The following is a 26,048-nucleotide window of genomic DNA, read 5'->3' on the forward strand; positions in this document are numbered from 1 at the left end:
TTACCCAACCAATCGACTCGCGATAAACCCGATCGCCAAACCCACAAGCGATACCGTCGTTAAAACACCCAGGGATTGCGATCGGCTAAACCCGGTATTTTGGAGGTCCAGCCGCGCCAGAACTTCGGACGCGACTAAAACCACGATATAGCCCACCATTTGAATCCACACCAGGGCAAACGCCACCAAAAACGCGCTGCACAAAACCACAGTGAAATACCCTACATCCGACTCTAACCAGCGGCCTAAAAACACCCTGAAGCCCTCAGAGAAGGTGGTTAGCAGCAGTGCTTGCCCGAACGCCAGCACAAACGCAAACGTCCAAACCAGCCAGGGGGCAGTAGAGTGATACAAAAACCAACTAAATGTGCTGTAAGCCGCTAACAGCAGCGCCAGGGAAAGCCAGGGAAGGTTCTTCACAACGGTTGCCAGGAGAACTAATGAAGGCAGTCAGGTTTTCTATTCCTGTTTAACATCGGTTAAGGAATAGAGGATAGGATGCAAAATCTGATTGACGGACAAAACAGGAGGTTGAGGTTTCACCATGTTCACCCAGCCTACATAAAGATTAGTCTGTCAACCCCGATGCAAGATATAAACTCCAGACTATAAATTCCAGACCAGTAGGGAGAGTTAAGGTGCAGAATAGCCAACTGATGCAGCAAATTCAGTTCATTGTTGAAATCGATCGCCTGAAACAGGTGCTTCGTCAAACGCTGTTGATGGACGGTTCGCGGCGGGAAAACAGTGCAGAACATTCCTGGCATTTGGCAATGATGGCGATCGTGCTGGCGGACTATGCTCCTGCTGGTGTAGATATGCTGAGAACGATCAAAATGATGTTGGTTCACGATGTGGTGGAAATCGATGCAGGCGACACCTTTTGCTACGACGTTCAGGGCAATGGCGACAAAACGGCTCGCGAATTGCAGGCTGCCGATCGCCTGTTTGGTCTATTGCCCATAACCCAAGCGGCGGAGCTACGCCACCTGTGGGATGAATTTGAAGCGCAAGAAACACCGAGTTCCAGGTTTGCCACCGCACTCGATCGCCTCCAACCGTTGCTACATAACCAACACAACAAAGGCGGCACCTGGCAACTGCATGGGATCACGGGCGATCGCGTCCTACAGCGAATGCAGCCAGTTGAGATGGGTGCGCCCCAACTATGGCCGTTTGTAACACAGGTGATTGAGGACTGCATTGCCGCAGGCTATCTCAATCCTGCCCCGACTAAACCCGTTGGAGTCGAGTAGAAGCATCTCACTCTACAGCACCTCCTCTACAGCACCTCCTCTACAGCACCTCCTCTACAGCAGCTAGGCTGGTATCAATCGCTATTGACCACAATCACTTCCTCCACTGCCGCCAGAGCAGAGTGATTATCTCGCCACATCTGGTCTAGATGAGTTGCTGGCATCGTGAGATACAACATATCACCTGGATTCAAGCTGATGTCCAGCAAATTCCAGCCATGAATCGTCTGGTATTTTGTTTCTAGGTAAAGTGGCACAAAGTCTGCGGCCATCGCTGCCTCTTTGACTCGCTTGCCACAAAAGGGATGCTCTGGCGTGATCAGGGTGGCAAGCGCCACCCAGAGGCTATCAGCGGTCATGCCGTTGCCCAAGATCCGTCCGCCGAGAGCCGCTGCCGCAAACGAGGGAGCCGCCAGCTCGGTGGGGCTAAGGACGGCTTCAAAATCAAATACCTGCTGTGCTAGCGGTGCAAACTGGGGGTCTTGATTTCGCACCACCACCGAAATTTTGGGAACCAGCCCTTTCGCTGTTAGCGCAATTTCCAGATTGGCAACATCGCTGCTGGTCACCGCAAGAACCGCTGTGGCTTTGGCAATGTTGGCCGCTTGTAGCGTAGCGGTAAGGCTGGCATCCCCCTGAATTACCGGAATTTTGAGCGATCGCACCACGTTTAAAAATCGGTTGTTGGCATCCTTTTCAATTACCACCATCTCGCAGCCATTGCTATGAAGCTGAGTCACCGTCTTGATGCCTAACCCCCCCAGGCCACAGATGATGTAATGATGGCGGTGAGGAATGCGAGCCGTACTCCAGAGTTGCTGGAAGCGAGTGCCTAAGACGAAATCGTTGAGCAGCGCATAGCAAATGCCGATCACGCCTGCCCCCAGCAACATCATCACCACCGTAAACAGTTTGATATTGGCCGGGGCATGTTCTGCTACGTCTTCTTTGCCGCCTGCGCCCGTAATCATACCAACCGAGAAATACAGCGCATCTACAAACGCGATTTGGCTATTGGCTGCTGTGTAAGTTAATGTGGCGAACCAGATGGTGAGCAACAGTGCCATCAATACAAACACAGCAGGGCGAATGTGCTGCTGGAACTGACGCAAGCGGTTGACTAGCTCAACTAGCTTCAGCCGCAACGGCCGCTGCGTCGTCTGTATTTTGGGTTGGGTGGCAATAATGAGCCGATCGCCCCGTTGTAACAGTTGCCCCCCCACCACGGCTGAGATCAAATCCATGCGGCTGTCCACTGGCAGATAGTAAATCAGCATCCGAGAGCGCTCATCCCACAGGTCAGCCAGCTTGCGCCCCCACCACGGATGATGTTCATCAATATATTCTTCGTGGATCGGCCAGGTTTGCTGAGACAGTTGCAGTTGCCCAATCGCCTTGTTACCCATAGCAACAAAGGCAAACACGGGAGCCGCCAATGCTGCCACGCTCATGCTGAAATGATGGGGCAATGACTGATCGAGGCGATCGCCCAACCCGGTGTTAAACAACCGATTAATAATGCGAATGTGGGGGTTGAGTACCCGCGCCTGCATCAGCACCGCCAGATTCAGCGCATCATCACTAGAGGCCAGCACAAGTGCCTGTGCTTCTTTTACACCTGCCGCCAACAACACATCGGCTGTGCGAAGATCTCCTACAAGAATGCTGGCATCGGTATCATTTTTCACGATGCTGGTGTCTGCGCCGACAATATCGGTGCAGAGAGGGCGATCGCTCACCCCCACCACTGACGCTCCCTGCTGCCTCAGCAAGCAAAAGATTTTGTACCCAGTGCGACCCATGCCGCAAATAATGATTCGGGGTTTCATAATTCAGCCGGACGCGGGCAGCAGACGATTCGCTTAAGCCCTTATTGTTGGTCAGGCCAGGGTTAGGAACTGTAGTGAATACAACATTGTAGGCGATGGCAGATGGGAGATGGCAGGCAATAGTGCTGCCGCGCCTCACTCTGCCTCACTGGCTATAAAATCACCCGACTTGCCACCCGTTTTACTCAGCAGCCGAATCGCCTCAATTTGCATGGATTTCTCCAGCGCTTTGGCCATGTCATAGAGCGTCAGAGCCGCCACTGAAACCGCCGTTAACGCTTCCATCTCCACGCCCGTTTCGGCTTTCGTTTTCACCTCAGCTTCAATGTTGTATCCCGGCAACTGCGGATTGGGAGTAATCTGCACCTCTACTTTTTGAATGGGCAATGGATGACACAGCGGAATCAGATTTGCCGTTTGCTTGGCTGCCATAATGCCTGCAAGTCGAGCCGTGCCAATCACATCGCCCTTAGGCGCATTCCCTGCCTCAATCGCGGCCAGGGTTTCGGGCTGCATGCGTACTTGTCCTGCGGCGATCGCCGTCCGTATGGTTGCCCGTTTCGCTGAAACATCCACCATTTGCGCTTGCCCCTGCGGATCGAGATGGGACAGGGCTTGAGCAGACAACTGAGACGAGATATTGGAATCGTGTGACATGTTTCTCAAAGGTGTGGTAATATAAAACTCTTGACGAGGGCTTGTAGCTCAGTGGACTAGAGCACGTGGCTACGGACCACGGTGTCGGGGGTTCGAATCCCTCCTAGCCCGTTTAACAGGACACTGTAGGAGAGGGTTATGGGTGGATCTGCAAAGGTTCCACCCGTTTTGTTATGGTTGCCCTTCCTGGTAAAACAGGATCGCATCCGGCCATACAAACTACCAGGCTAATTGAAACGCCTGAAACAGAAAAACCAGAGCGAATTCGCTCTGGTTTAACCTTTACTTGAGGATAAACAGCTCATCACCAAATTGGCTTAGAGCGCTTGACGAGACACAAATTTTTCAAAGTTAGCCTGGGTTTGATGGAGCAACTGTTCACGACTGTCAACGGTCTGAGTAAGAGTAGGGACTAAATTACGAGCTTGTAGCGTCATGTGGAGTTGTAGATGGGCTACATACTCGCTGAAGTCTTCCCGCAGTGCCAGATTTTGATCAGAATGCAAAGCCAAGGTGTTCTTCCTCTCTAAACGTTGCTGGTAGGTCAACGTTATTGAACGTATCACGCAAGGTAAACCTGCTTTGGAAATTGCAATGAAGCGTTACGCTTTTGGCATCATCTGTTGAAAAGCGTAATCAATGGCTTAACCGGTACGTCTGGCGGATTTGCCAAAACTCTTTAGCCCGGTCCAGCTAACAATCAAATAGCCGATCGCCAGTAGCAGGCTACCAATCCCAATCCGCAACCCCGATTTCAGAGCGCTAATTCTAGCCTGTCCGAGGGCTTGCTGTTTCTCAACGCCAATCTGGGTTTGCAATTGAGTTCGCAATTGGTCTACTTGCTGATCCAAATAGGTATCTAACGCCTGCGGATTTTGCTGGAACTGGCGCAACAAATCGGCCTGTTCCTGGGGAAGTTGACCACTGGCGATCGCCTGATCAAGCTGATCTGGATTGGCTAACAGTTGCCCAATCTGGGCACGCCGCTGGGTTAATTCACCGCTCAAGCGGTTGTCTAGCTCTGCTTCAGCTTGGGTTGCCCGTTGGTCAATTTGTTGCACAAATTGCTGTTGACTTAACCGAACATTGTTGAGGTGAAACGGAAACAAAATTAGATAAAACAGCCCCAGAATGCCAGCAAGCAGCAGTGCCCAAAAGCGCAGCGATTGCCATGCTTTGCGCCGTCCCCCCGTGCGGCGAGTCCCATCAAACCAGAATCCAGTAAACAACAGTGCTAGCCCCACTAATGGCACAATTCCGCGATCGACAACTGCCTCTGTAAAGTTGACGCGCCATTCTGTATTCAGCGGTTGAAACGGCAGTGGCACAACGATGATGTCGAGCAATGCCGCCAGAATAATGACGATGCCTACCGTTTTTAAGATGAGGGCGATCAGTGCAGAATTTGAGCGGCTACTGGATGCTTTAGAAGAAGTCATGGTGAGGCTATATCCACATACAAATCAGTTTGTTTTAGTTCGCAGGTGAACTGACAACGCAATTAACCATTATGCTCCTGGTTTTGGCCACTGCCATCAGCAGTCTCATCAGGATCGCAGCTTAACGGTTCGTGATTCAAGTTAGTCGTTCAAGGGGGCTGAATCTGGGTAAGCAATCTGCTAGGGTCTTGAGAGAGGGTTTGGCATTCAACAAAGCCTCTGAGCATAGCATTTCTACTGCCCTAACTGATGAACACTACCGTAGAAGTTTTACCGGATAAGACTGCATTAATTCAGCGATCGCTCGACCTTGTCTTAACTAAGCTGCAATCGGCTATTGCTGAACGAGGACGGTTCACCATCGCCTTGTCAGGCGGCAGTACTCCTAAGCCATTGTACGAGGCGATCGCAACTCAATCTCTGCCCTGGGACAAAATCCATGTTTTTTGGGGCGATGAGCGGTACGTTCCTGCCGACCATCCCGATAGTAACGAGCGGATGGCGCGTCAAGCCTGGTTGGATCAAGTACCGATCCCGGCGGCTAATATTCATGCCATGCCCACCGATGAGGCCGATCCGGTGGATGCTGCTCAAAAACATGAACAGCAACTTCAGCAGTTTTTTCAGCTTCAGCCGGGGCAGTTTCCTACCCTGGATTTGATTTTGTTAGGAATTGGGGATGATGCCCATACTGCCTCGCTGTTTCCGCATACAGAGGCGCTACAGGTGCACGATCGCCTCATCACCGTGGGCAATAAGGATGGACAGCCTCGTATCACCTTCACGGCACCGTTAATTAACCACGCGCGCTGTGTGGCCTTTATGGTGGCTGGAGCCAGTAAGCAAACCGCCTTAAGCCAAATTTTTGCGCCAACGGCTGACGAGATGACGTATCCGGCGCGGTTAATTCAGCCGGAAGGCGAGTTATGGTGGCTGCTCGACCAGGCCGCAGGTGAAACGATACCTGCCATTGCTTAGTTTCCTGCAAACCTTGGTATTAACAGGGGCAAGTGTTGGGGTGGGGTTAGCTGGGTGCGCCAAACCTCCCTGTTGATTGAGAACGGTGCATGTCAAAAATTATTGAGTGCCCGATCGTCGTTGTTGGAAGACGTGAAAGTTAAAATTAAAACATCCATAGACTTACCGTCAGGCGCAATAGTTGCCAACCAATTGCTGGCTTGACCCACTCTCAGGGTAGGGAACTTCTATCAGCCTATGGCTGACTCAATCATTGAAGCCTTGATTCAAATGGATTGGTCAATTAGAATCATCCTTCCCTTGAGTCAAACTGAATTTACGATTGTGGTGACACGAGGGAAAACTGCATGATTGTCTGCCCCAATTGCACTCATCAAAATCCAGATGGAGCAATTCAATGTGAAGCGTGCTATACGCCTCTACCCGCGATGACAACCTGTCCGAACTGCGGTTCTGCCATTCAAACTGATGCTAGCTTTTGTGGTCAGTGTGGTTTCAATTTACGAACCGCTGCGGCTGCGGATGAAGAAGCTGCCACCTCTACGGCTCAAACGGCTTCTCCTGATTTTGACATTCCGGATTTGTCATTGCCTGAACCGTTAGTTGCTCCTGATCCTCTGCTGGAAAATCTGCCGCCCCCGCCCCCGGTGGGTACAGAAGCGATCGCGGCTAATTCAGAACCGATGCTCAGCGAACCGCCACCACCACCGCCACCGCCACCACCAACGCAGCAATCGCCGGTGGTGCCACAGCCGGTGGTGGCTGCCCCTGCCGCCAGTGCGCCTGCCAGCGGAGGAGACTATCACACGCAACTCCAAACCATTACGGCTCGATTGCTCCACGTTCAAACGAGTCGTCCGATCGAGTTGCCTCAAAATCTTTCGGTGGTTCACATCGGTAAGCCTAACGATCGCGTTCCTCCAGATATTGATGTATCAGGCTTTCCCAATTCTGAAATCGTGTCTCGTATTCATGCGGATATTCGTTTGGAAGGAGACAGTTACTACCTGGAAGATGTCGGAAGTTCTAACGGCACGTACATCAACAACCTGCCGTTGCCCGTGGGCAACCGTCACCGCTTACGACCGGGCGATCGCATTGCGTTAGGGAAAGGTGACAAAATGACGTTTCTGTTTCAGCTAGCATAATCTGAGATGCGGTTAGCGCGGCTTTAGCCATTTCTCCAGTCCGTCCGTTTAGTTTGCAAACTAAACGATGTCTTAGAATCGCCTCTGTGGACTGGAGCGAACGGTCTAAGTCCGCTATGCTGTTTAACGCTTAGTGAAGAAGTGATTGGTTTTACTTCAAACGCGGCAATCTATGGAGATGGATTTCATCCATCGGGTTTGGTCTGAGTTCCCTTATCAAGATTGTGCAATAACCGTGTGATTACCTTGACTCTCCTGCATCCGGTTCAGCAAACGCCGGTTCAAGTATGGACGTTTGAAAACGAGTCCATCATCCGTATTGGTCGAGCGACGGACAATCAGGTGATTCTCTACAGTGCTGTGGTGTCGCGACACCACGTTGAGTTGCGGCGAATTGGAAACAGTTGGGAAATGGTGAATTTAGGCTCAAACGGAACGTACTTTAACGGCAAACGAGTGACTCAGGTACCCGTAGTGGATGGTGCCATCATTCGGCTGGCTCGCTCTGGCCCTAATATTCAAATTCGTCTGGGGGAAGCGGCTCTCAAAGATTTGCCTGGAACGAGTGGGATCGATCGCTCCATTGCTGGGCAACCTGCTTCTCCGCTGAACCCCACGGAGATTACGAATCAGAGCCAGCCTGAAGCTGCCAGGGTTTTAAAGGCGGCGGGCTGGGCTGCCTAGAAATAAAATAGGGCAAGCAGAAACCTCTTAAGGCTAGACGGTAGCCTGGGGGGTGGGTATAGTGCAGGCAAAGGACAGTCGCGTTAATCCTTGTTAGTTATGGCACGTGGAGACCAAATTTATGTGATGCGGCCTCTGATGGGGATGGATGGAGTGTACGAGCATCACGGAATTGATTGTGGAGATGGTACGGTTATTCATTACCGTAAGACGGATGTGGCTACGGTTGCTCGTACGTCGATCGCCTCGTTTGCCAATGGGCAGCCAATTTATGTAAAGCGCCCTGCGGTTGCGTTCATTCCAGATGTGGTGATTGAGCGAGCCGAGAGCCGTTTGGGTGAGCAGACTTATAATCTCGTTTTTAACAACTGCGAACATTTTGCGAACTGGTGCAAGACGGGTAGAAGTGAAAGCCAGCAGTTGGCTAACTATGGATTCACTCATGCCTGGTTGAATACGCCTGATTCGCAACGGGTGATTGCATCGATCGCGCAGGAAACGGAGCCAGCGACAGCGATGGGGTTGTTCAATCAGGCGATGGGGAATATGGCGATCGCGCGAACTCGGCTCCAGTCGCAGTACAATCAGGCGCAAACGGAAGCGAATAGTTGGCAGCGGGTGGCTCAAGTGGCGCTGCAACGTGGACGAGAAGATTTGGCGAGGGCGGCGTTGGAACGCAAGGTACAACTTAAGCGCAAAATGGCGGATCTCCAACCGCAGTTAGAGCAGTTGGGAGCGCTGGAAGCGAGCCTGAACCGAAATTATTCCACGTTGCAACAGCGCCTGGTGACTTGAATGCAGTTGCTAAAACTCGATCGCGTTCGCTGGTTCTGTTTGGGTGGATCTAGGGCAGGTCTGGTGGGGGTGGGGACTCCGAGCAACAGCCTTGGGGGCTTGGCCCCCAAACCCCCAGCAGGGGACGAAGCACGTCCCCCACACCCCCTCCGCAAGGGTTGGTGGTGGAGGCTTACGGGTCGCTTCGCATCGGTGAGGGGGCAGTAGATGGTGGATCGGTAATGGTTGGCAGCGATCGCTGCCCATCGACAGCGAGAATTATCCTGTCACACCAATTAGGCCAATGCGTCTAAGTTAAGCCAACACGTTTAAGCTCATAAGCCAGGCCGTTTTAAGATGGCTAGACGTTGGGGGAGAAGGGTAATGTTGCTAGAGGAAAATTTACAAATCCTGTGATTTTGCAGTAGTATTCTGTCACCAGCATTCTTTAACATTTGTAAACTATAGAAAATGGTCTCTCAGCGTTCAAACTTTGGTTCTGGGGAGTCTGTAATGAAGCAACTGGTTGTGGCTGAACGCTTCTGTTTAATTGGTCACTTGGTAGCGATGGCATTTGGACTGGCAGGGTTGCTGCTGGTGATGCCGCATCCTGAGTTTTTGGCTCTGCTGCCTGCGGGGCAAACGTTGTTTGCTTGGAGTATGGCAGGAGGGGGTGTTGTTTATATTTTGTTGGGGACGATCGCGGTTGCAATTTATGCCTATCGCACTCTGGGGTTACGCAACTGGCTGGCTTTTATGATTCCGGCTGTGTTTTTGTCGCTGGGTAGTGAGTTGCTGGGAACCAGTGTTGGCTTTCCGTTTGGCGATTACAGCTATCTCAGCGGTTTGGGCTACAAAATTGCCGGATTGGTGCCGTTCACTATTCCCCTATCCTGGTTTTATTTGGGGTTGGCATCTTATCTACTGGCACGGGCGGGGCTGCTTTCTAAGAATGAGGCTACCTCTACTCCAATGGTGTGGGTGCGGCATTTAGGGGCGATCGCTCTGGGTTCGCTGTTGCTCACCTCGTGGGACTTTGTGCTAGACCCAGCCATGAGCCAAACGGCCATGCCTTTCTGGTATTGGCATCAGCCCGGTGCTTTTTTTGGCATGCCCTATCAGAATTTCGCGGGTTGGCTGGGCACGGGAGCGGTGTTTATGAGCGTGGCGGCGCTGTTCTGGCGGAAGCAATCGATTTCGCTGAACCTCGACCAGCTCAACTTGCCGCTAGTGGTTTACATTGGCAATTTTGTGTTTGCTATGGTGATGAGCCTGGCGGCTGGAATTTGGGTTCCGGTGGTGTTGGGTTTGTTGTTGGGCGTTGTGCCAGCGGTAGCCTGTTGGCAATTGGCACGCTCGACCGCTTTGCGGGAGCAGTTGGCGCAAGTTGAGTCGATGCCCGACAAAGCAGAAGGACTCACGGCTAAATTACCGGCGGCTACTGTCGGTGTTAGCACCAAGTAAGCGTTCACCTCGCCGGAAGCCAAGTTTTGTTGACGCTGTCGATTGATGTCATTCTGGGGGCGATCGCTCTGCTGCTGCTGCTGGTGCAGATTCCTGCCGGGGCGATTTTGCTCTCTCGTTTATTACAGGGGCCAAGACGGTCGCCACCGCTCCAACCGTTACAGGCAACGCCGGAGTTGCTGGGTCGGGTGAGTGTGGTTATTCCCACGTTGAATGAGGCTAGCCGCATTGGCCCTTGTTTGGCGGGACTGAGCCGCCAGGGGTACGAAGTGAGGGAGGCGATCGTGGTGGATAGCCGTTCTCAGGACGGTACGGTTGATGTGGTGAAAGCGGCTCAACGGTTTGATCCACGCTTTCGCGTTATGACCGATGATCCGCTTCCGGCTGGCTGGGTGGGACGACCGTGGGCCTTACACACCGGGTTTCTGCACACCTCAGAGCAAAGTGAGTGGGTATTGGGCATTGATGCGGACACGCAGCCGCAGCCAGGGTTAGTTGCCAGTCTAGTGAACACGGCGCAAGTGCAGGGATATGACTTAATTTCCCTTTCGCCCCGGTTCGTGCTGAAGTATCCTGGCGAGTGGTGGCTACAACCCTCTCTGCTGCTAACGTTGCTGTATCGGTTTGGTCCAGTTGGTGCGGAGGTTGACTCGGCAGAACGGGTTATGGCTAATGGTCAGTGCTTTCTCTGTCGCCGCTCGGTGTTGGCTGGCTTGGGCGGATATACGAGCGCTCGCGGCTCGTTTTGTGATGATGTGACGTTGGCTCGGTATGCTGCTAGCCAGGGCGCAAGAGTTGGCTTTTTTGATGGCGCTCAGGTGCTTAAAGTTCGCATGTATGAAGGTGCTGCTGAAACCTGGCGCGAATGGGGACGATCGCTCGATTTAAAGGATGCCTGTTCTCCGGGGCAGAAATGGGGCGATTTAGGTTTTTTGGTTGCCGTCCAGGGAATTCCGATTATTGCCACGCTGGGGCTGGCGATCGCCGTTGCTCTGGGGTATCGCGATCTGCCCGTGGTTGCCGCCTTGCTGGTCAACAGCAGTTTGGTCATGATTCGCATTGGGCTATTGTGGGCGATCGCGCCCTCCTACGACTTTTCTCATCGGTCTGCATGGGCGTTCTGGTTCTCGCCCCTGGCTGACCCGTTAGCGGCCTGCCGCATTTTCCTGTCTTCTATCCGCAACCCTACCGAGTGGCGGGGGCGGAGCTACCGCTCCTGATTGCACCATGTTGAACGATATTCCTACCGTTTATCTGGGGTTAATTGGCAGCACGCTTGCAGGGCTATGTACTGGGGTTGGTGCCTTGCCGGTGCTGTTCTTGAGACGAATTACCCAGAATACCCAGGGCATTATGCTTGGCTTCGGAGCCGGGGTGATGCTGGCTGCAACTGCCTTTTCGCTGATCACTCCGGGCATTGAAGCGGCCACGGAAGACGGAACGAGTGAAACGGTTGCAGCGCTGATTGTCTCGGTGGGTATCTTGCTGGGTGGGTTGTTTTTGTGGTTCGCCAATCGCTTTTTTCCGCATGAACACTTCTTCAAAGGGCGAGAAGGCGGCAACCTGAGCAACCTACGGCGCATCTGGCTGTTTATCACGGCGATCGCCATTCACAATTTTCCTGAAGGGTTGGCTGTGGGGGTTGGGTTTGGGGGCGACAGTATTTCTAATGGTGTTGCCCTGACGGTGGGCATTGGCTTACAAAATATTCCGGAAGGATTAGTGGTGGCCTTGTCGCTGTTATCTGAAAAATATACGAAGCCAGAAGCGATCGCAATCAGCCTCTTAACTGGATTGGTTGAACCCGTGGGTGGTTTAATTGGAGCCGGAGCAGTGGCGATCGCCCGTCCCGTCTTGCCGATTGCTATGGGTTTTGCCGCTGGTGCCATGCTGTTTGTGATTAGCGACGAAATTATCCCCGAATCTCACCGTTTGGGACTCGAAAAAGCCGCAACCATCGGTGTGATGGTCGGATTTGTGCTGATGATGTTCCTGGATGTGGCGTTAGGCTAAACACAGCACCAGTCGGGTTAGATTGAATTTAGTCCGCAAACATTAGAAAAAGGGAGAAATAATCACTTAGGGCAATTCCGTCAAGACTTCCCAGAAACCAGTGTGATTATTTCTCCCACAGCATTCATTCACCTGTCCAATTAGAATATCAACGGGGTTTGTCAGTCGCATCTTCAGGATGTGAATTTGAGATGACAAATTGAGCGGATGACCAGCGGCTCATGCTGTCGAGAACAGGGTAGAAGGCAGGTCGGTGTAAATGCTAGGGCTGGTGAATGGTGAGATATGGTTCAGCTTCAGCGGCTTGTAGTGGCTCCGTCCCAACTGTCTCAGTCGCAGTGCGTTCTCACCGCTGAACAGCAACACTACCTCAGCCGGGTGCTGCGTTTGCGGGCGGGCGATCGCTTTATTGTGATGAACGGCCAGGGGCAGTGGTGGTTGGCAGCGTTGACGGAGCAGCCCGCTCAAGCTCGTATTCTAGAGGCGATCGCAGTTGAAACAGAGCTGCCGTTGGCTGTAACGCTGGCAGTCGCTTTGCCCAAGGGCAACGGCATGGATGAGGTGGTGCGGCAGGCGACGGAGTTGGGTGTGGCTTCGATTGTGCCAATTTTGAGCGATCGCACGCTGTTAAACCCTAGTCCCCAAAAGATTGACCGCTGGCGCAGAATTGCTCAAGAGGCGGCTGAACAATCAGAGCGGCAAGTGGTTCCCGAAATTGCCGAGGCGCTGCCGTTTACGGCATACTTACAGGGTTCAGCAAACGGATCTGAACTGCCCCCCATCCGCTATATCTGTGTTGCCCGTGGGTCGGTTCCGTTGCTGTCTGGCGAATTATCTCATCATGCTGAAATTAAGGCTGCAACGTCGATGGTCATCGCTACGGGGCCAGAAGGGGGCTGGACAGAGCCAGAAGTGGAGGCCGCGATCGCGGTCGGCTATCACCCTGTTTCGCTGGGGCGACGTATCCTGCGAGCCGTTACGGCTCCCATTGTGGCGCTGGCGATCGTTTCAGCCACGGTAGAGGCTTGAATCGGTCAACGGTGGGCTGCCTCCCCAGTTCTATCGGAGAGCGTTTAAGCTAGGAGGCAAAGCGTCTACTGCCGATAGCTATGATTCAACACGTTGCTGCTGCGTTCGATCGCCAGGACTACAAAACGGCTGCCCACTTACTGAAACAGCTCTGGCAAGAGTCTCCCGATAATCCCTGGGTACGGCTCTATATGGGACGGTTGCAAGAGGTGTCTGGCAACGCTGAAACGGCGGAAACAACCTATCGGCTGCTGCTTCAAGAAACAACCAATCCCAAAATCGTGACGCAGGCAAGGCAGGGCTTGCAGCGGTTAGAAGCCGCGAGCCGCGAACAACGGCAACAGGCGATCGCCCAGGCAACGGCTGACCCGCTCAACAGCGGCATCGGTTTTTTAGTGATAGAACCGTTAAGCAGTGAAGCCCGGATTGCCGCTGCTCCACTGTTTGCCCGCATTATGAACCTTGATCCGTATACCGCACGGTTACATCTGCCGAGCCGAGGCTGGCGACTATACCGCACCGGAGCCGTTGGCGAGATGCAGATCTACAGCCAGGATCTTTGTAAAGCAAATATTCCTGCCTTTTCAGAATCGTTAGCCAACCTGCAAGCGATTCGCGTCTTTCGGGTGCAATATATAGACTCAGCCTCTCCAACCCCCACCGTTGTTTGTCAAAATGAAACCGATCAGGTGGGTTCCCTCACCTTCGATTGGTCGGAGGTAACGAATCGGGTTGAGGGTCTGTTGCCCGTGTTTGAGGATGTGGTTGATACAAACGTTCGCAACCAGTTGACCCGCAAGGAGCAAACCCAGGATTATGCTCAAGTCTGCGACTTGCACCTGCCCGGACGTAACGCCATTTTGCGCTTGATCGACACAAGCTACCAATTTCAGCAGGGGGTTGTGTTTGATGCCAGCCAGGATGGAGCCGCCAGCTTAGCCACAACCCGCATCCGTTGGAATATGCTGCTTCGCTTTCTGGACAGTTCGCTGCCCAATGCCGTCACCTGGTCAGACTTTACGGTGTTTGCTGAAACGGCTCTGGAACATCTTGATTTGCTGGTTGATTTCAATTCTTACATCACCCTATTTCGCAAACAGCCGAGCAACTGGGACCCTGCGTTTCACCTCTACAGTGGATTGGTCTTTCGCTACTCCTTGCGGCAATAACCACAGGTACTAAAAAGCCGATCGCTATTGCAGCGATCGGCTTTTTTCGAGATTTTACAGGTTGGCTTAGGGATGGATAGGCTACTCCTCACCTCATATTTCAACCCGATACCTATCAGGTCTTAACCTGCTTTGCCATATCCAGAAAGTAGCTCATGGTTGGCCCCGGACGGCGACGGCCATTACGGTTAGAGGTTTGCATCAAATAGGTTGGTGCAAACGTCGATTCAGCGGCTGGCTTCGTTAAAACAGCGGGCTTCGGCGGCGGCTCGGGCATCTGTACTTCAGCAGGCTCAGCCGCTTCAGATTTCACTGGCTGTGGCTTGGCTTCAGGAGCAGCAGGTTTAACTGCTTCCGTCTTCGTTGGTTGAGTCGGTGCTGGTTGATCTGTAGACTCTGCCTTGGCGGGAGCCGCTTTTGCAGACGGATTTGACTCCGCTGATTTAGCCGCTTTGGCCTCGTCAAGTTCCATGTAGTATCCAGATTTATTACCACCAATTCCCGCAGCTTTGCCTAACGAGCCGAACAGCCCCCCTAGAAAGGCTAGGATGCCGCCGAGCAATTTCTTGATAAAACCCATTACTGCGATCGCTCCTAAAAATTGCTTAATCTAATAAACTGAGACTCAACCTAATCCAGAGGGTTGGAGTTAAGAACTCATGTATTTATCAACCTACATTTATGAGATTATCATGAGACTTCTACCCGTGTACTTGTTACATTTTTTTACGATTGGCAACTCAACGGGTCAAAATATGAGTGAAGCAAGCAGCATTGCTTAATTTTTGTTTCTACACCGTTGCGTCTCGACATCCTACCAGGAGCGGAGGTGGGTTTCTTCACACGGTATTCAGTAGACTAGCCCCAAAGATCCAGCGCGATCCAGCGAGATCAGCGTGGGTTAGTGCCTGCAAATGTCTTGTTGCTATCCAGCGCGATCGCACTGACCGAGGCGGTTAGCGCTGCTAACGTTTGGAACACCGTTCCGTTTTGGAGCAGGGCTTTCGCTTGAGCCAGACCCGCCTCCAGGGTAGAACATACGCCGCAGCGCCAGAGGTAAAAGCCGCCATTCCAAACGGCGGACTGAAACAACCCGCCAGAGTGTTCCTGGTTGGGTTGCCCCTTTAAAACGGCCTGCATCGCTGCAATCAGTTCTGGGGTTGAGCCGAGCGGCACATCCACATCGGCAAAACCATAATCACGCGGGTGAAGCAACAGCCGCTCAAACTCAGCGTCTGCTTGCCCGATGCCGATGATGCAGGTGCGATCGCGCGGTAAATCGCAACTGCCTTCCAACCCCTTCACCGTAATGTACTGACTGACCCCACGCAGCGCAAACGCCTCCTGCGCCATGCCTTCGGTGGGGGGGTGGACAAAACCAGAGGCCAGAACCGCATCCCCCTGATACGGGCACCAGAACAGCTCCAGCGTGGCAAAGGGAGGCCGTTTGCCAATTTGATCGCGGTAGGGAACCAGGCCAGCCGCCAGGGGGAAATGAGTTGGGATATAGACCAGCCCCAATCGAGTTGTCTCAAACACCTGTTGCACCTGCGCCAGGGTGAGCTGCGTCCAGTCCACACCCAGCCCCTGCCAGACTTCAACCAGCGGAATGCCATACTTGGTCGGCATTCGGTCTCCCCCATGCATCACCACCGGACAGTCTGCTGCGGCCAGAATCAGAGCCGTCAGGGGGCTAATGGGAGCGGTGCGCGATCGCCCATCATAGGGCAAACTCATCACCAGCGTTGGGTAAGCCGCTGGCACGGTCTTTAGTTTCGGCCCAAGCGCATCATACGCATCCAGCATTCCGGCCAGTTCTTCTCCAGTGGGACGCTTAATGCGGTGGGCAATCATAAACGCTCCGATTTGAGCCGGTGTTGCTTCTTGCCGCAACATCATCTGAGTGGCAGCGGCGGCTTCAGCACGGGTCAAATTTTTGCCAGTATGGGGACCGCTGCCAATCTTGCGAAGCAGGTCTCGAAACAAGTCACTCATCAGTTTGGAGGGGTTAGAAATAGAGGTCAGCGTCGGCTAGAGGTTTAAGGGCGAAGATGGTTGAAATGCGATCGGCTCAGAGCCAGGTGCATCAGCCTGAAGCAGTAACGGAGCCGCAATTAAACGGTGTATCAACTGACGAAAGTGCTTGATGGGGGGAATGTCGAGTCGATCGTGCGTCGTCACCAACACCACTTGGCGAATCAAGCTTGGCTCTTCCGTGGGACGAATCACCAGAGACGGGTCGGAACGGGCTTCCAGTAGGGCGGAATGGGGTAATAGGGTTACCAGTCCGCTCTGCCGCACAATGCCGCGAAAGGCATCCAGTGTATTTAACTCTAGCGCTGCATTTAAGGTAAGAGAGTGCCGCTGAAACTGCTCCTGAACTAACCGCTGCATCCCATAGCCGTCTTTAAAGACCACCTGGGGATGCTTTGCCAGTTCTGCCCAGGGGACTTGATTATACTCTGCCAGCGGGTGGTTCGCGGCCATTAACACTTCGACTGGCTCTTCATAGAGCGGATCGACCACCATTTCTGGACTCGCCGTTAAAAAGCGGTTGTGCATTACAATCGCCAAATCGACTAAGCCATCCTTGAGTACCTTCAGGGCGCGATCGCTTCCCAACGAGGTCACCCGTAGCTGTACACCCGGATAGTCTTGCCCAAACTGGCGCAGTACCGGCGGCAAATATTGAGCGCAAATGGAATGAATCGCTGCCACGCAAAGCTCTGGCTGCTTACCTTCAAGTAAATCGGCAAACTCGGTTACAGCGGTGCGCCATTCCTGGCAAATTTTGCGCGCACGGGGGAGAAACCGCTCCCCCGCCAGGGTTAACTTTGCTTGAGAAGTGCGGTGAAACAGCGGCAAGCCGAGTTCTGCTTCCAGTCCTTGAATTTGACGACTAATTGCGGATTGCGTCACCCCGCATTGATGCGTCGCTTGCTGAAAGCTTCCAGTTTCAGCGACCGCAAGAAAAGCTTGCAACTGTTCCAGGCGCATGGTGGCATTATCTACATCACAGTGGTTCCCATTTGAATGAACTTAACGAATTTAGCCACTGCGTTCGGTAGAGCTTGATACAGCCTGGAACGGCTACTGATACGGCAGGGGTTAAATGGACTGCGCTAAATCTGGAAACACATCCCGCACAGCCGGATGCACCAACCGATGGCTGTCCACGTTTAGCCCCTTAGACAACGGCTCATCCATCTCCAGCGCTTTCATGCCGTGGTTAGCCAGTTTCAAAACGTAGGGTAAGGTGCTGTTGTTCAACGCCTGGGTGGCTGTCCAGGGAACCGCTCCGGGCATATTGGGCACCCCGCAATGCACCACTCCTGCTTCAACATAGATGGGATGAGTATGAGAGGTGGGATGCAACGTTTCAATGCAGCCCCCCTGATCGACTGCCACGTCAATAATGACGGAACCCGGACGCATCTGCTCAACCAGGCTACGGTTGACCAGAATTGGCGCGCGTCGCCCCGGCACCAGCACGGCTCCGATCAGTAAATCGGCATCGGGAACCACGGCTTCGACCTGCGGCGTGCTGCTGTAGAGCAGCTCTACCCTGGAGCCAAACAGGGTTTCTAAAAAAGCCAGCCGCTCGATGTTAATGTCTAAAATTTGCACCTGTGCGCCCATGCCGATCGCCATTTTGGCGGCTTCAGTGCCCACCACACCACCACCCAAAATAACGACCCTGCCCGATCGCACACCCGGAACACCTCCTAATAAAACGCCCCGTCCGCCTTGCTGCCGCTCTAGATAGCGCGAGCCAAACTGAACCGATAAGCGTCCGGCAATGATGCTCATGGGGGTCAGCAAGGGCAATGTGCGGTTGGGCAATTCGACGGTTTCGTAGGCGATCGCCGTCACGCCACAGTCGATCAGATGCTCGGTTAACACCCGATCGGCTGCCAAATGTAAATAAGTGAAGAGTAACTGCCCCTTTTGTAAGAAGCGATATTCTGCCGTCAGCGGTTCTTTAACCTTAATCACTAGCTCCTGCTTCCAGGCTTCATCGGGTGTAGCGACAATAGTTGCCCCAGCCTGAACGTAATCCATATCAGTGAAACCCGCTCCCATTCCTGCTGCTGTTTCAACAAAAATGGCATGGCCGTTGTCCTTCAGCACGCGAACGCTGGTAGGACTTAGCCCGACCCTAAATTCTTGGTCTTTGGTTTCCTTAGGCACTCCGATCTGCATTTGTTACCTCGGAAATAATCAGGTACTTATAACAACTCATGCTTCTAGCTTAATTTCTGTGATCGAATAGCAGTTGCCGCAGCAGAATCACGTCCATACGTCATGAAAGCTTAAGATTGCGCTGATTTGCAGTCACTAGCAAGACGATCCGCCTTAAATGGCTTGCCGTTGCTAGCGGCTGCCGTTTGCGCCACAGTTGACGATAGAGTCCTGCCCCGTAGAATGGAAGGTGAAGATTTGTGAACAAGCCATGACTGAATCTCAACCGACGGTAACTCCCAAATTGTCAGAACCCAAATTTGGCTTCAACGACTACGCCGAGCGCTTAAACGGTCGAGCGGCAATGGTGGGATTTGTGATTACGCTGATTATTGAATATGTCACAGGGCAGGGATTGCTCTCGTGGTTGGGTTTGTATTAGGGGCGCTATTCGGTGAGCCTGAAATGGGTACAACCCAGCACAGCACAGGCTATTTTGTTCATGCTGCGCCTATTTCCCTATGGGTTCCGAGCTAAATTAGAGATAGGCGAGGAATTGCCCCATGAAGAACATGGCTGACAAAACTGTTCTTCATCTGGATTCAGTGCAATCACTTGGGAAAAACAGACTGTAATGAACGTTGCATGGTCTCGAATGTTGAAGTCAGCCTATCGCAAGGAGCCGATTTCAAGTTTTATTATCACGGTCGGCATGGTTGATGCGGTCATTGGCGGGGTTGGCTATCGCTGGTCGCTGTTTGCGTTTGGCGTTGCCGCTGTCAGTATTGCCGTTGCATTTCGCTGGTGGAGAACCCAGCAAACCCAGGTTGAGTTCCCCTCCAGTAAACCCATTCATTATTTGACCGATCGCTCGTCGCGTCCTCAACTGCCGATGCTAAATTCGTCTGGCCGTTTGCCGCCCACCGACGATCGTCGCTAACTAGCCGTCAATTGCATTTGAGCAATGAATCCGTCTACGACCATTCAAAAGCTACTGAAAATTGGCGAGGTGTCGATCGCCAGCGGTTTACCGGTTAAAACTATCCGATATTACGAAGAAATTGACCTGTTAGCACCAACCGTAGAGCGATCGGACACAGGATATCGCTTGTTTAAGCCGTCGGTATTAAATCGGCTGGCGTTCATTCGCCGCGCCCAATCGCTGGGGTTAAGCCTGAACGAGATTCATCAAATTCTCGTGGTGCATGATCAGGGTCAACTGCCCTGTGGTGAAGTGAGACAGCACCTACAGTCAAAGCTAGAAACGCTGTATGAACAAATTGAAGCATTGGAAACATTGAAAGCAGAACTGCAAGGAATTTTATCGGGCTGGGAGGAGCAACCTCCGCTGCATCGTATCGATCAAACGATTTGTCCCAATTTGCAGACGGAATGAGCGATCGCCCCACTTTATCCCTGAATCCCACTGGCAGATCGCTACCTCGTAGAGACGCGAGGACTCGCGTCTCTACTGCGGCCTTACAGATTGGTGGCTACCGATGCTGGAATGTAGCCCAACTGTTCCAACCGTCCTAACACTTTGGCAACGCTCTCTTCCAGCGTTTCCTCATCCGTTTTGCATTCAATCTCCGGATTCAATGGGGGTTCGTAGGGGTCATCAATTCCGGTAAACTGCTTAATTTCGCCAGCCCTGGCCTTCTTGTATAGCCCCTTAACATCGCGCTGTTCGCACACCGCCAGGGGAGCGTTGACATACACTTCGACAAAATCTCCAATCCGCTGCCGCACTTCGTCGCGGATCTGCCGATAGGGTGAAATGGCTGAAACTAGCACAATCACTCCGTTGCGAGACAGAAGATGCGCCACAAATCCAATCCGCCGAATGTTTTCATCGCGGTCTTCTTTGCTAAACCCCAGGCCGTGTGTCAGGTTTTGCCGAACGATATCGCCATCCAGAACTTCAACTTTGTTGCCTTGGGCACGCAACACTTGTTCTACAGCCATCCGAATTGTTGTTTTGCCAGCACCACTTAATCCGGTAAACCAAATGGTGACACCGCGTTGATCGTTGGTCATGCTATAGCCCCTCGCGTGGTTTGATAAATTGCTTGCGTTGAATTAGCAGCGTTGACGTTATGTAAGAGCGTGATCGGTCAGGACAAGATGCATCCGCGATCCCGCTTCCGGAACCTTGGCGGGAAACAGATTTCTACAATAGTTATTTACGATACTTTATGAAGATTGCTAGCAGCAAGCGAAGTTGAAAACTGGTGCAAGGATTTCATCAATGGCACCCAACGGTTTCGTTTTAGCAATCGAACTCATGAAAGCGAACCTATGAAAGCGAACCTATGAAAGCGATCGCCGTTCGGCTCAAGCCCAACCAAGATTTGAAGCAAAGCCTGCGAGAACTGGCTGAAGCAAACGGCTGGCAGGCCAGCTTCATCTTGACGGCAGTGGGCAGTTTGAAGCAAGCCCGCATTCGGTTTGCCAACCAGGCCAGCAGCACCGTGTTTCAGGAGCCATTCGAGATTGTGTCACTGGTGGGAACGCTATCCGTTCACGGCATTCATTTGCACATCAGCCTGGCCGACCGAACTGGCAAAACGATCGGAGGCCATTTAGACGACGGCTGTTTAATTTACACCACGGCTGAACTGGTGATTGGGGAAATTAGCCATCTTGTGTTTGCCAGGGAAGCAGACGAGCAAACCGGATTCAACGAATTAACGATTTTGCCTAAATGCGAGTAAGCCTGTATTGCTCAAGGGCACTGCTTAAACTGGGTTGCTTTTCTCCCGGTTCTGTATTGTGAAACAGCACGGTAAAGCCCCCGGCACCCAAGCCAAATTGGGGCAACATGCGATAGCAGGGCAACTCCGTTAACTGAGATTGATAGTTTGACAGATGGGGAATAGTCACAGGTTGAAATTGAGGAAACTGCTTTAACAACCACTCACTCACCTGCTCATTTTCTTCGATGGAGTAGGCGCAGGTCATATAGGCCAAATAGCCCTGGGGGGCAACTACTTGAGCAGAGTTGGCTAAAATTCGTTTCTGCCGATTGGCATTTTTATTAATGCTAACGGGATGAAAACATCCAGGCGCTTTTTCACCTTTAGCTAACAATGATTGGCCTGTGCAGGGCGCATCGACAATAACCACATCAGCCGTGTTGGGCAGGTCTGATGCCAGAATTTTCGAGTCCAGGCTGAGGGCGATCGCCCCTTCCACTTTGCATCGTTTCAGGTTAGAGATTAGCGCTCCCATGCGCTTGCCAATCACCTCATTGCTGATCAGGTGTTTCGGTTGCAATGCTCTCCAGGCAAACAGACTTTTGCCGCCCGGTGAGGCGCACATGTCAAACACTACTTCCACAGGTTGAGGAAGGGTAAGCAACGTAGATGCAGCAAACACCGAGGAAAAGTCTAAGCAATAAAAATAGCCCTCCCGGTGCAGGGGGTGTTGTCCGGGGCGATCGCTCAACCCAAGGCGATCGACAAATTCGGGTTGCCAATCGACCGGAGGTTCAACCTGAAACGGATTCTCATCCGGTCTAGGCTGCGTCCACAAAATGCAGGGATGAAACGGCCTGGGATCGGTCAACGCTTCGACAAAGCGATCGCGTTCAGCCCCATCGTCAAACAAGTGCCGACTCAGTTTAAGTAATAGATTCGACGGTTTCTCCATGAGCATCGATACCACGCGATTCCAGTTGGCTCAAGCTAGCGGCTAACTGGCTGTAACGGTTCAAACGCAGACGATGCTACCAGTTTGCTGGCTCGATCGAGCAATAACCCAGCCCCGTCCCTGGGTGTGAGTCCGGCTACATCCACGGGATAAATGGGAACCTGCCGCCGCTTCAAATCATAGGTGTAGGTTTTATCGTAATAATCCAGCGTAATCTCAATGGCAGGAGCCAGGTTTCCCTGGCGAATCCAGTCAACCGCTTGCTGGGTTCGCAAGCCGCCCAACCGTTTTCGCAACCGCTCGGTTGCCGCAATGAGCGCGATCGGGTCGGCTTCTCCATAAACGGTTTCCAGCAAGGCAATGCGCTCGCCACGCGATCGCGTAATTTCCAGGACGGGCGATCGCTCCATTTGGGCAAATATCTCATCGGGAACGCGGCACAACCCAATGCGCTTGCTTTCGGCTTCTATCCACACGGGGCGAGAGGAATCGAACGTAGCCCACTCTAGCGCAACCCGGTTTTCAAAGTGTTCGTTGCTGGGTTGCGGCGGCAAACCCAACGCCCCATAGCTGCTACCCCGATGATTTGCCAGATGTTCTAGATCCAACACCTGCTCGCCGTGAGCCGCTAGCGCTGTGAGCATATCGGTTTTACCCGTTCCGGTCATGCCACCCAGAATGATGATGGAGTGAGGTGTTTCAAAGGTCGATCGCACCCAACGGCGAAACGCCTTGTATCCTCCTGCCAGTACCGAAACCTGCATTCCTGCCATGTTGAGCAGCCATACCACCGACTCACTTCGCATTCCTCCGCGCCAGCAGTGAACCCGAACCTGGCGATCGGGCGCTAGCTCTTTCGCGGTGGCAACCAATCCGGCTAGTTTGGGACCAGTAATGGCAAATCCCAGTTCTACGGCTGCATCTCGCCCCTGTTGCTTGTAGCAAATCCCCACCTGTGCCCGTTCTTCATTGGTAAAAAGGGGAAAGCTAATGGCACCCGGAATATGAGCCTGAGCATATTCTGCCGGGCTACGAACATCGAGCAGGACACCGGGAGCATGGAGAAAATCAGTGACAGTCAGGGATTGGGACATCAGATGAGACAACCTGGACAAATGCTTGCTTCTCTAACCGATCCTAACGGGTGGTTGCCCTGGACGGTGAGGCAGAACTCGGCCAATGATGCGGCTATGGTAATGTCCCTTTGCCTGTAAGGCCGCAATACAGCCGTTGGCCTGATCCGCAGGAAGTGAAGCTAGCAAGCCGCCAGAGGTTTGCGGATCAAACAAGAGGGGATAAAGGGGGCGATCGCGCACCTGCTCCCGGTTTTCGATGGAAGTAGCCGATCGCTCATTCTGCGGATGTAGAGAACTCAAAATTCCCTGCTCTACCATTTCTCTTGCTCCGGCTAAAACAGGCAGAGCATCTAAATCCAGCTCAACTGCAACTTGCGATGCGCGAACCATTTCAACCAGATGCCCCAATAGGCCAAACCCCGTTACATCAGTACAGCTTGTTACCTGGTGCTGCCGCAAACAGTCTGCCGCCGCTTGATTGGAAAGCAGCATGGACTGAATCGCCTGTTCAATCCAGCGGCCTTTAGCCTTAAGGCGCATATCCGCTGCAAAGAGCGTTCCCGTTCCCAAGCCCTTCGTCAAAATTAGACTGTGACCGGGCTGCATCCCGCCTTTGCGCCACAGGTGTTCTGGTCGAACTAAACCATTGCACGCCAACCCAAACGCCAGTTCGGTTCCTTCGGTGGTGTGACCGCCAATTAAGGGCGCATTAACCTGGCCTAAAACCTTCATCGCTCCAGACAACAGTTGATACAGGGTTTCTTCTAATTTGGCTTCGGTGGCGTGGGGCAATGTGGCGATCGCCATCACGCTCTGCGGCACAGCTCCCATCGCAAAAATGTCGCTGAGGCAATGATTGGTGACGATTTGCCCCAACAGAAACGGATCGTTAATCAACGCTCGAAAATAGTCTACCGTTTGCACCATCACCTCACCGGGCGGAACACTAACCACCGCCGCATCATCCGGGGCATCTAACCCAATTAAAATATCGTCGCGATCGATCCAGCCGAGTGAGTCTTGTTTAACCCGATGCAACGCTCGTTCTAGAACAGTGCTGCCCACCTTAGAAGCGCAACCAGAGCAATACATGGATGGAGTGGGTGGGGTGTCTCCGGTACTCCCTGGCTCCACCGCTGCCATTGGCGTTAAATCGCTGAATTGATTCATGAATTGGCGATCGATCCGATCTTTCCACTGCCAAATCAGAGGATGGGGGCCAAGATGGAATAACCCGCGAGAGGCGATCGCCGCACCGTTGCCCGTTCCCACTAAAATCAGAAACTGCTTTTGTGGTGTGAAGGGTTTGGGGGATTGGCTGAGCAGGGCACGACGGAGATTTTGCACTAATGGCTTGCCCTGCCGCACCGCAAATACCCCTGCCTTGGGGCGAGGATGGTTGACCATTGTGGCGACATCCCCAGCCGCAAAGATGTGAGGATGCGAGGTGGATTGCAGCGTATCGCTCACCTGCACAAAGCCCTGATCGGTTGTAGCCAGTCCCGATGCTTGCAGCCACGGTGCTGCTGAAGCTTGTGTGACCCAAAAGACGCGATCGCACTCAACGCTTAACCCCGAGCGGCATTGAATCAAATCAGGCTGAATTTCACTCACCTCTTCGTTGAGATGCACCTGCACACCGCGACGGGTCAGCATTTTCTCTAACCGTTTTCCCACCCAGGCATTTCGCCCCGGCAAGAGCTGGTTGCCCCGATGAAACAGATGCATTTCTAAATGCGTGGCGGGTTGTCCGGCCTGTTGGTAAATGCGGCTCAGGTGCGCCTGCGCGGATAGCGTCAGTTCCACTCCCCCGGCACCACCGCCCACAATTGCTAACCGCAGGGGTTGCTCTGGCGATCGCCTCACGTTTTGCACCAGCTCATCCCAATAGGCCAGAAATTGCGAAATGGGTTTAACCGGAGTAGCGTATTTCAATGCTCCCGGTACGGGTGAGGCGGTTGGCGTGCTGCCAATGTCGATGGACAGCACATCAAAGGCGATCGCCGGATGGTTGGCACAAATGACGCGATTGTGTTCTAAATCCAGTCCGATCGCCCGGTCCACCATCATGTGAGCCTGAGCAAAATTGGCTAACGGTCGCAGGTCAATGTGGCAATCGTCATAGTGATACAGTCCAGCAATGTAACCCGGCAGCATTCCGGAATAGGGCGTGTGCGACACATCCGTAATCAGCGTGATTCGCACTCCCGGCAGGGGATTCATGCCAAATGACTTGAGGGCGATCGCGTGGCTGTGCCCCCCTCCAATCAAAACGAGGTCTTTGACGATGGGTTGTGGGGAATTCTGCATCGGACTGAAACGGGTTTGCGCGCGGGTCAACTCTCACTGTACTGAGACAAGCTGATTTTTGCTGAGTTTAAGAATGTAGATAGTGGTGCGATTGTGCAGGATGGGGGCGATCGACCCTCTACTCTGCAAAAGTGCTGTTCTGAGGTGAGAGAACCGACTTCTGAACTCCATGTTTCGAGTTTAGAAGCCGACCATTTGAGTTCTAAGGTCAAAATTTCGAGTTCAGATCTCAAAACGTTAAGGTCAAAGGCCAAAGCTTCGAGTTCAAATCTCAAAACGTCAAGGTCAAGGCCAAAGCTTCGAGTTCAGATCTCAAAACGTTAAGGTCAAAGGCCAAAGCTTCGAGTTCAAATCTCAAAATTTCAAGGTCAAAGGTTCGACTTCAGAGG

The 26,048-nt window shown here is 52.8% G+C and carries 27 protein-coding genes and 1 tRNA gene; 15 read left to right on the plus strand and 13 right to left on the minus strand.

Going from position 1 to position 26,048, the window contains the following annotated elements:
* Complete coding sequence (locus tag IQ268_RS07425; RefSeq protein WP_193877072.1) at positions 1-420, minus strand: hypothetical protein; 420 nt, start codon at positions 418-420, stop codon at positions 1-3.
* A 218-nt stretch (positions 421-638) separates the two neighbouring features.
* Between IQ268_RS07425 and IQ268_RS07430 the strand changes: the two genes are divergently transcribed.
* A complete protein-coding gene (locus tag IQ268_RS07430; protein ID WP_193877074.1) occupies positions 639-1,256 on the plus strand; it encodes an HD domain-containing protein in 618 nt (205 codons plus the stop codon).
* Between the two features lie 74 nt (positions 1,257-1,330).
* On the opposite strand, the gene IQ268_RS07435 is transcribed toward IQ268_RS07430, so the two are convergent.
* Together IQ268_RS07435 and moaC are read right to left on the minus strand one after the other, a co-directional pair.
* The gene (locus IQ268_RS07435) at positions 1,331-3,085 is read right to left on the minus strand and encodes a TrkA family potassium uptake protein (RefSeq protein WP_193877076.1); all 1,755 of its coding nucleotides are present in this window, start codon (positions 3,083-3,085) and stop codon (positions 1,331-1,333) included.
* Between the two features lie 135 nt (positions 3,086-3,220).
* Positions 3,221-3,742 carry a cyclic pyranopterin monophosphate synthase MoaC gene (gene moaC, locus IQ268_RS07440; protein WP_193877078.1) on the minus strand — a complete coding sequence of 174 codons (522 nt, stop codon included), beginning with the start codon at positions 3,740-3,742 and terminating at the stop codon, positions 3,221-3,223.
* A gap of 37 nt (positions 3,743-3,779) precedes the next feature.
* Here moaC and IQ268_RS07445 point away from each other — a divergent pair.
* Positions 3,780-3,853 (plus strand) — tRNA-Arg (locus IQ268_RS07445).
* A gap of 206 nt (positions 3,854-4,059) precedes the next feature.
* On the opposite strand, the gene IQ268_RS07450 is transcribed toward IQ268_RS07445, so the two are convergent.
* Both IQ268_RS07450 and IQ268_RS07455 read right to left on the minus strand, forming a co-directional pair.
* Entirely contained in the window at positions 4,060-4,254 is a 195-nt protein-coding gene (locus tag IQ268_RS07450) for a hypothetical protein (protein WP_193877080.1), read from the minus strand.
* A gap of 132 nt (positions 4,255-4,386) precedes the next feature.
* Positions 4,387-5,181 (minus strand): HpsJ family protein, encoded by a 795-nt coding sequence (locus tag IQ268_RS07455; RefSeq protein ID WP_193877082.1) that lies wholly within the window; start codon positions 5,179-5,181, stop codon positions 4,387-4,389.
* Positions 5,182-5,430: 249 nt separating this feature from the next.
* On the opposite strand from IQ268_RS07455, the gene pgl reads away from it, so the two are divergent.
* From pgl to IQ268_RS07500, 9 genes are all read left to right on the plus strand, one after another.
* Positions 5,431-6,159, plus strand: coding sequence for a 6-phosphogluconolactonase (gene pgl / locus IQ268_RS07460; RefSeq protein WP_193877084.1), 729 nt, complete (start codon positions 5,431-5,433; stop codon positions 6,157-6,159).
* A gap of 347 nt (positions 6,160-6,506) precedes the next feature.
* On the plus strand, positions 6,507-7,307 hold the full coding sequence (locus IQ268_RS07465) for an FHA domain-containing protein (RefSeq protein WP_193877092.1): 801 nt from the start codon (positions 6,507-6,509) through the stop codon (positions 7,305-7,307).
* Positions 7,308-7,544: 237 nt separating this feature from the next.
* On the plus strand, positions 7,545-7,991 hold the full coding sequence (locus tag IQ268_RS07470; protein WP_193877100.1) for an FHA domain-containing protein: 447 nt from the start codon (positions 7,545-7,547) through the stop codon (positions 7,989-7,991).
* A gap of 99 nt (positions 7,992-8,090) precedes the next feature.
* Entirely contained in the window at positions 8,091-8,786 is a 696-nt protein-coding gene (locus IQ268_RS07475) for a lecithin retinol acyltransferase family protein (RefSeq protein ID WP_193877102.1), read from the plus strand.
* Between the two features lie 492 nt (positions 8,787-9,278).
* Entirely contained in the window at positions 9,279-10,229 is a 951-nt protein-coding gene (gene cruF, locus IQ268_RS07480) for a gamma-carotene 1'-hydroxylase CruF (RefSeq protein ID WP_193877104.1), read from the plus strand.
* Between the two features lie 26 nt (positions 10,230-10,255).
* On the plus strand, positions 10,256-11,449 hold the full coding sequence (gene cruG / locus IQ268_RS07485) for a 2'-O-glycosyltransferase CruG (protein WP_228035166.1): 1,194 nt from the start codon (positions 10,256-10,258) through the stop codon (positions 11,447-11,449).
* 19 nt (positions 11,450-11,468) lie between these two features.
* Positions 11,469-12,242, plus strand: a complete 774-nt coding sequence (locus IQ268_RS07490; RefSeq protein ID WP_193877234.1) for a ZIP family metal transporter — start codon at positions 11,469-11,471, stop codon at positions 12,240-12,242.
* Between the two features lie 285 nt (positions 12,243-12,527).
* Positions 12,528-13,271 (plus strand): 16S rRNA (uracil(1498)-N(3))-methyltransferase, encoded by a 744-nt coding sequence (locus tag IQ268_RS07495; protein WP_193877107.1) that lies wholly within the window; start codon positions 12,528-12,530, stop codon positions 13,269-13,271.
* A gap of 80 nt (positions 13,272-13,351) precedes the next feature.
* The gene (locus IQ268_RS07500; RefSeq protein WP_193877109.1) at positions 13,352-14,440 is read left to right on the plus strand and encodes a tol-pal system YbgF family protein; all 1,089 of its coding nucleotides are present in this window, start codon (positions 13,352-13,354) and stop codon (positions 14,438-14,440) included.
* Between the two features lie 115 nt (positions 14,441-14,555).
* Here IQ268_RS07500 and IQ268_RS07505 read toward each other — a convergent pair whose 3' ends face one another.
* The 4 genes from IQ268_RS07505 to ald form a co-directional block, all read right to left on the minus strand.
* Positions 14,556-15,020 carry a hypothetical protein gene (locus IQ268_RS07505; protein ID WP_193877111.1) on the minus strand — a complete coding sequence of 155 codons (465 nt, stop codon included), beginning with the start codon at positions 15,018-15,020 and terminating at the stop codon, positions 14,556-14,558.
* Between the two features lie 311 nt (positions 15,021-15,331).
* On the minus strand, positions 15,332-16,435 hold the full coding sequence (locus IQ268_RS07510; RefSeq protein ID WP_193877114.1) for an anthranilate phosphoribosyltransferase family protein: 1,104 nt from the start codon (positions 16,433-16,435) through the stop codon (positions 15,332-15,334).
* A 36-nt stretch (positions 16,436-16,471) separates the two neighbouring features.
* On the minus strand, positions 16,472-17,437 hold the full coding sequence (locus IQ268_RS07515) for a LysR family transcriptional regulator (protein ID WP_193877116.1): 966 nt from the start codon (positions 17,435-17,437) through the stop codon (positions 16,472-16,474).
* 111 nt (positions 17,438-17,548) lie between these two features.
* Positions 17,549-18,643, minus strand: coding sequence for an alanine dehydrogenase (gene ald, locus IQ268_RS07520; RefSeq protein WP_193877119.1), 1,095 nt, complete (start codon positions 18,641-18,643; stop codon positions 17,549-17,551).
* 250 nt (positions 18,644-18,893) lie between these two features.
* Here ald and IQ268_RS07525 point away from each other — a divergent pair, with 250 nt between their 5' ends.
* From IQ268_RS07525 to IQ268_RS07535, 3 genes are all read left to right on the plus strand, one after another.
* Positions 18,894-19,064 carry a hypothetical protein gene (locus IQ268_RS07525; protein WP_193877121.1) on the plus strand — a complete coding sequence of 57 codons (171 nt, stop codon included), beginning with the start codon at positions 18,894-18,896 and terminating at the stop codon, positions 19,062-19,064.
* 192 nt (positions 19,065-19,256) lie between these two features.
* A complete protein-coding gene (locus tag IQ268_RS07530) occupies positions 19,257-19,562 on the plus strand; it encodes a hypothetical protein (protein ID WP_193877122.1) in 306 nt (101 codons plus the stop codon).
* 24 nt (positions 19,563-19,586) lie between these two features.
* Positions 19,587-20,018, plus strand: a complete 432-nt coding sequence (locus IQ268_RS07535) for a heavy metal-responsive transcriptional regulator (protein WP_193877124.1) — start codon at positions 19,587-19,589, stop codon at positions 20,016-20,018.
* 83 nt (positions 20,019-20,101) lie between these two features.
* Here the strand turns inward: IQ268_RS07535 and cysC are convergent, their stop codons facing one another.
* Positions 20,102-20,659, minus strand: coding sequence for an adenylyl-sulfate kinase (gene cysC, locus IQ268_RS07540; RefSeq protein WP_193877127.1), 558 nt, complete (start codon positions 20,657-20,659; stop codon positions 20,102-20,104).
* Between the two features lie 275 nt (positions 20,660-20,934).
* On the opposite strand from cysC, the gene IQ268_RS07545 reads away from it, so the two are divergent.
* Positions 20,935-21,336, plus strand: coding sequence for a PPC domain-containing DNA-binding protein (locus tag IQ268_RS07545; RefSeq protein ID WP_193877130.1), 402 nt, complete (start codon positions 20,935-20,937; stop codon positions 21,334-21,336).
* Here IQ268_RS07545 and IQ268_RS07550 read toward each other — a convergent pair.
* The 3 genes from IQ268_RS07550 to selD are packed head-to-tail and all read right to left on the minus strand — an operon-like array spanning position 21,323 to position 25,659.
* A complete protein-coding gene (locus tag IQ268_RS07550) occupies positions 21,323-22,273 on the minus strand; it encodes an RsmB/NOP family class I SAM-dependent RNA methyltransferase (RefSeq protein WP_193877132.1) in 951 nt (316 codons plus the stop codon). The genes IQ268_RS07545 and IQ268_RS07550 overlap by 14 nt on opposite strands.
* Before the next feature lie 35 nt (positions 22,274-22,308).
* Entirely contained in the window at positions 22,309-23,367 is a 1,059-nt protein-coding gene (mnmH, locus tag IQ268_RS07555) for a tRNA 2-selenouridine(34) synthase MnmH (protein ID WP_193877134.1), read from the minus strand.
* Positions 23,368-23,400: 33 nt separating this feature from the next.
* Positions 23,401-25,659, minus strand: coding sequence for a selenide, water dikinase SelD (gene selD, locus IQ268_RS07560; protein WP_193877136.1), 2,259 nt, complete (start codon positions 25,657-25,659; stop codon positions 23,401-23,403).
* Positions 25,660-26,048: the final 389 nt, after the last annotated feature.

Source organism: Oculatella sp. LEGE 06141 (assembly GCF_015207605.1).
Taxonomy (GTDB): domain Bacteria; phylum Cyanobacteriota; class Cyanobacteriia; order Elainellales; family Elainellaceae; genus Oculatella.

Excerpts from the sequence above, each read along its gene's own strand:
- IQ268_RS07515 (WP_193877116.1), bottom strand. The coding sequence starts at position 17,437 with ATGCGCCTGGAACAGTTGCAAGCTTTTCTTGCGGTCGCTGAAACTGGA.
- IQ268_RS07455 (WP_193877082.1), bottom strand. The coding sequence starts at position 5,181 with ATGACTTCTTCTAAAGCATCCAGTAGCCGCTCAAATTCTGCACTGATC.
- moaC (WP_193877078.1), bottom strand. The coding sequence starts at position 3,742 with ATGTCACACGATTCCAATATCTCGTCTCAGTTGTCTGCTCAAGCCCTG.
- cysC (WP_193877127.1), bottom strand. The coding sequence starts at position 20,659 with ATGACCAACGATCAACGCGGTGTCACCATTTGGTTTACCGGATTAAGT.
- selD (WP_193877136.1), bottom strand. The coding sequence starts at position 25,659 with ATGCAGAATTCCCCACAACCCATCGTCAAAGACCTCGTTTTGATTGGA.
- cruF (WP_193877104.1), top strand. The coding sequence starts at position 9,279 with ATGAAGCAACTGGTTGTGGCTGAACGCTTCTGTTTAATTGGTCACTTG.
- IQ268_RS07550 (WP_193877132.1), bottom strand. The coding sequence starts at position 22,273 with ATGGAGAAACCGTCGAATCTATTACTTAAACTGAGTCGGCACTTGTTT.
- IQ268_RS07500 (WP_193877109.1), top strand. The coding sequence starts at position 13,352 with ATGATTCAACACGTTGCTGCTGCGTTCGATCGCCAGGACTACAAAACG.
- pgl (WP_193877084.1), top strand. The coding sequence starts at position 5,431 with ATGAACACTACCGTAGAAGTTTTACCGGATAAGACTGCATTAATTCAG.
- IQ268_RS07525 (WP_193877121.1), top strand. The coding sequence starts at position 18,894 with ATGACTGAATCTCAACCGACGGTAACTCCCAAATTGTCAGAACCCAAA.
- IQ268_RS07545 (WP_193877130.1), top strand. The coding sequence starts at position 20,935 with ATGAAAGCGATCGCCGTTCGGCTCAAGCCCAACCAAGATTTGAAGCAA.
- mnmH (WP_193877134.1), bottom strand. The coding sequence starts at position 23,367 with ATGTCCCAATCCCTGACTGTCACTGATTTTCTCCATGCTCCCGGTGTC.
- IQ268_RS07535 (WP_193877124.1), top strand. The coding sequence starts at position 19,587 with ATGAATCCGTCTACGACCATTCAAAAGCTACTGAAAATTGGCGAGGTG.
- IQ268_RS07510 (WP_193877114.1), bottom strand. The coding sequence starts at position 16,435 with ATGAGTGACTTGTTTCGAGACCTGCTTCGCAAGATTGGCAGCGGTCCC.
- IQ268_RS07475 (WP_193877102.1), top strand. The coding sequence starts at position 8,091 with ATGGCACGTGGAGACCAAATTTATGTGATGCGGCCTCTGATGGGGATG.
- IQ268_RS07505 (WP_193877111.1), bottom strand. The coding sequence starts at position 15,020 with ATGGGTTTTATCAAGAAATTGCTCGGCGGCATCCTAGCCTTTCTAGGG.
- IQ268_RS07495 (WP_193877107.1), top strand. The coding sequence starts at position 12,528 with ATGGTTCAGCTTCAGCGGCTTGTAGTGGCTCCGTCCCAACTGTCTCAG.
- ald (WP_193877119.1), bottom strand. The coding sequence starts at position 18,643 with ATGCAGATCGGAGTGCCTAAGGAAACCAAAGACCAAGAATTTAGGGTC.
- IQ268_RS07530 (WP_193877122.1), top strand. The coding sequence starts at position 19,257 with ATGAACGTTGCATGGTCTCGAATGTTGAAGTCAGCCTATCGCAAGGAG.
- IQ268_RS07465 (WP_193877092.1), top strand. The coding sequence starts at position 6,507 with ATGATTGTCTGCCCCAATTGCACTCATCAAAATCCAGATGGAGCAATT.
- IQ268_RS07435 (WP_193877076.1), bottom strand. The coding sequence starts at position 3,085 with ATGAAACCCCGAATCATTATTTGCGGCATGGGTCGCACTGGGTACAAA.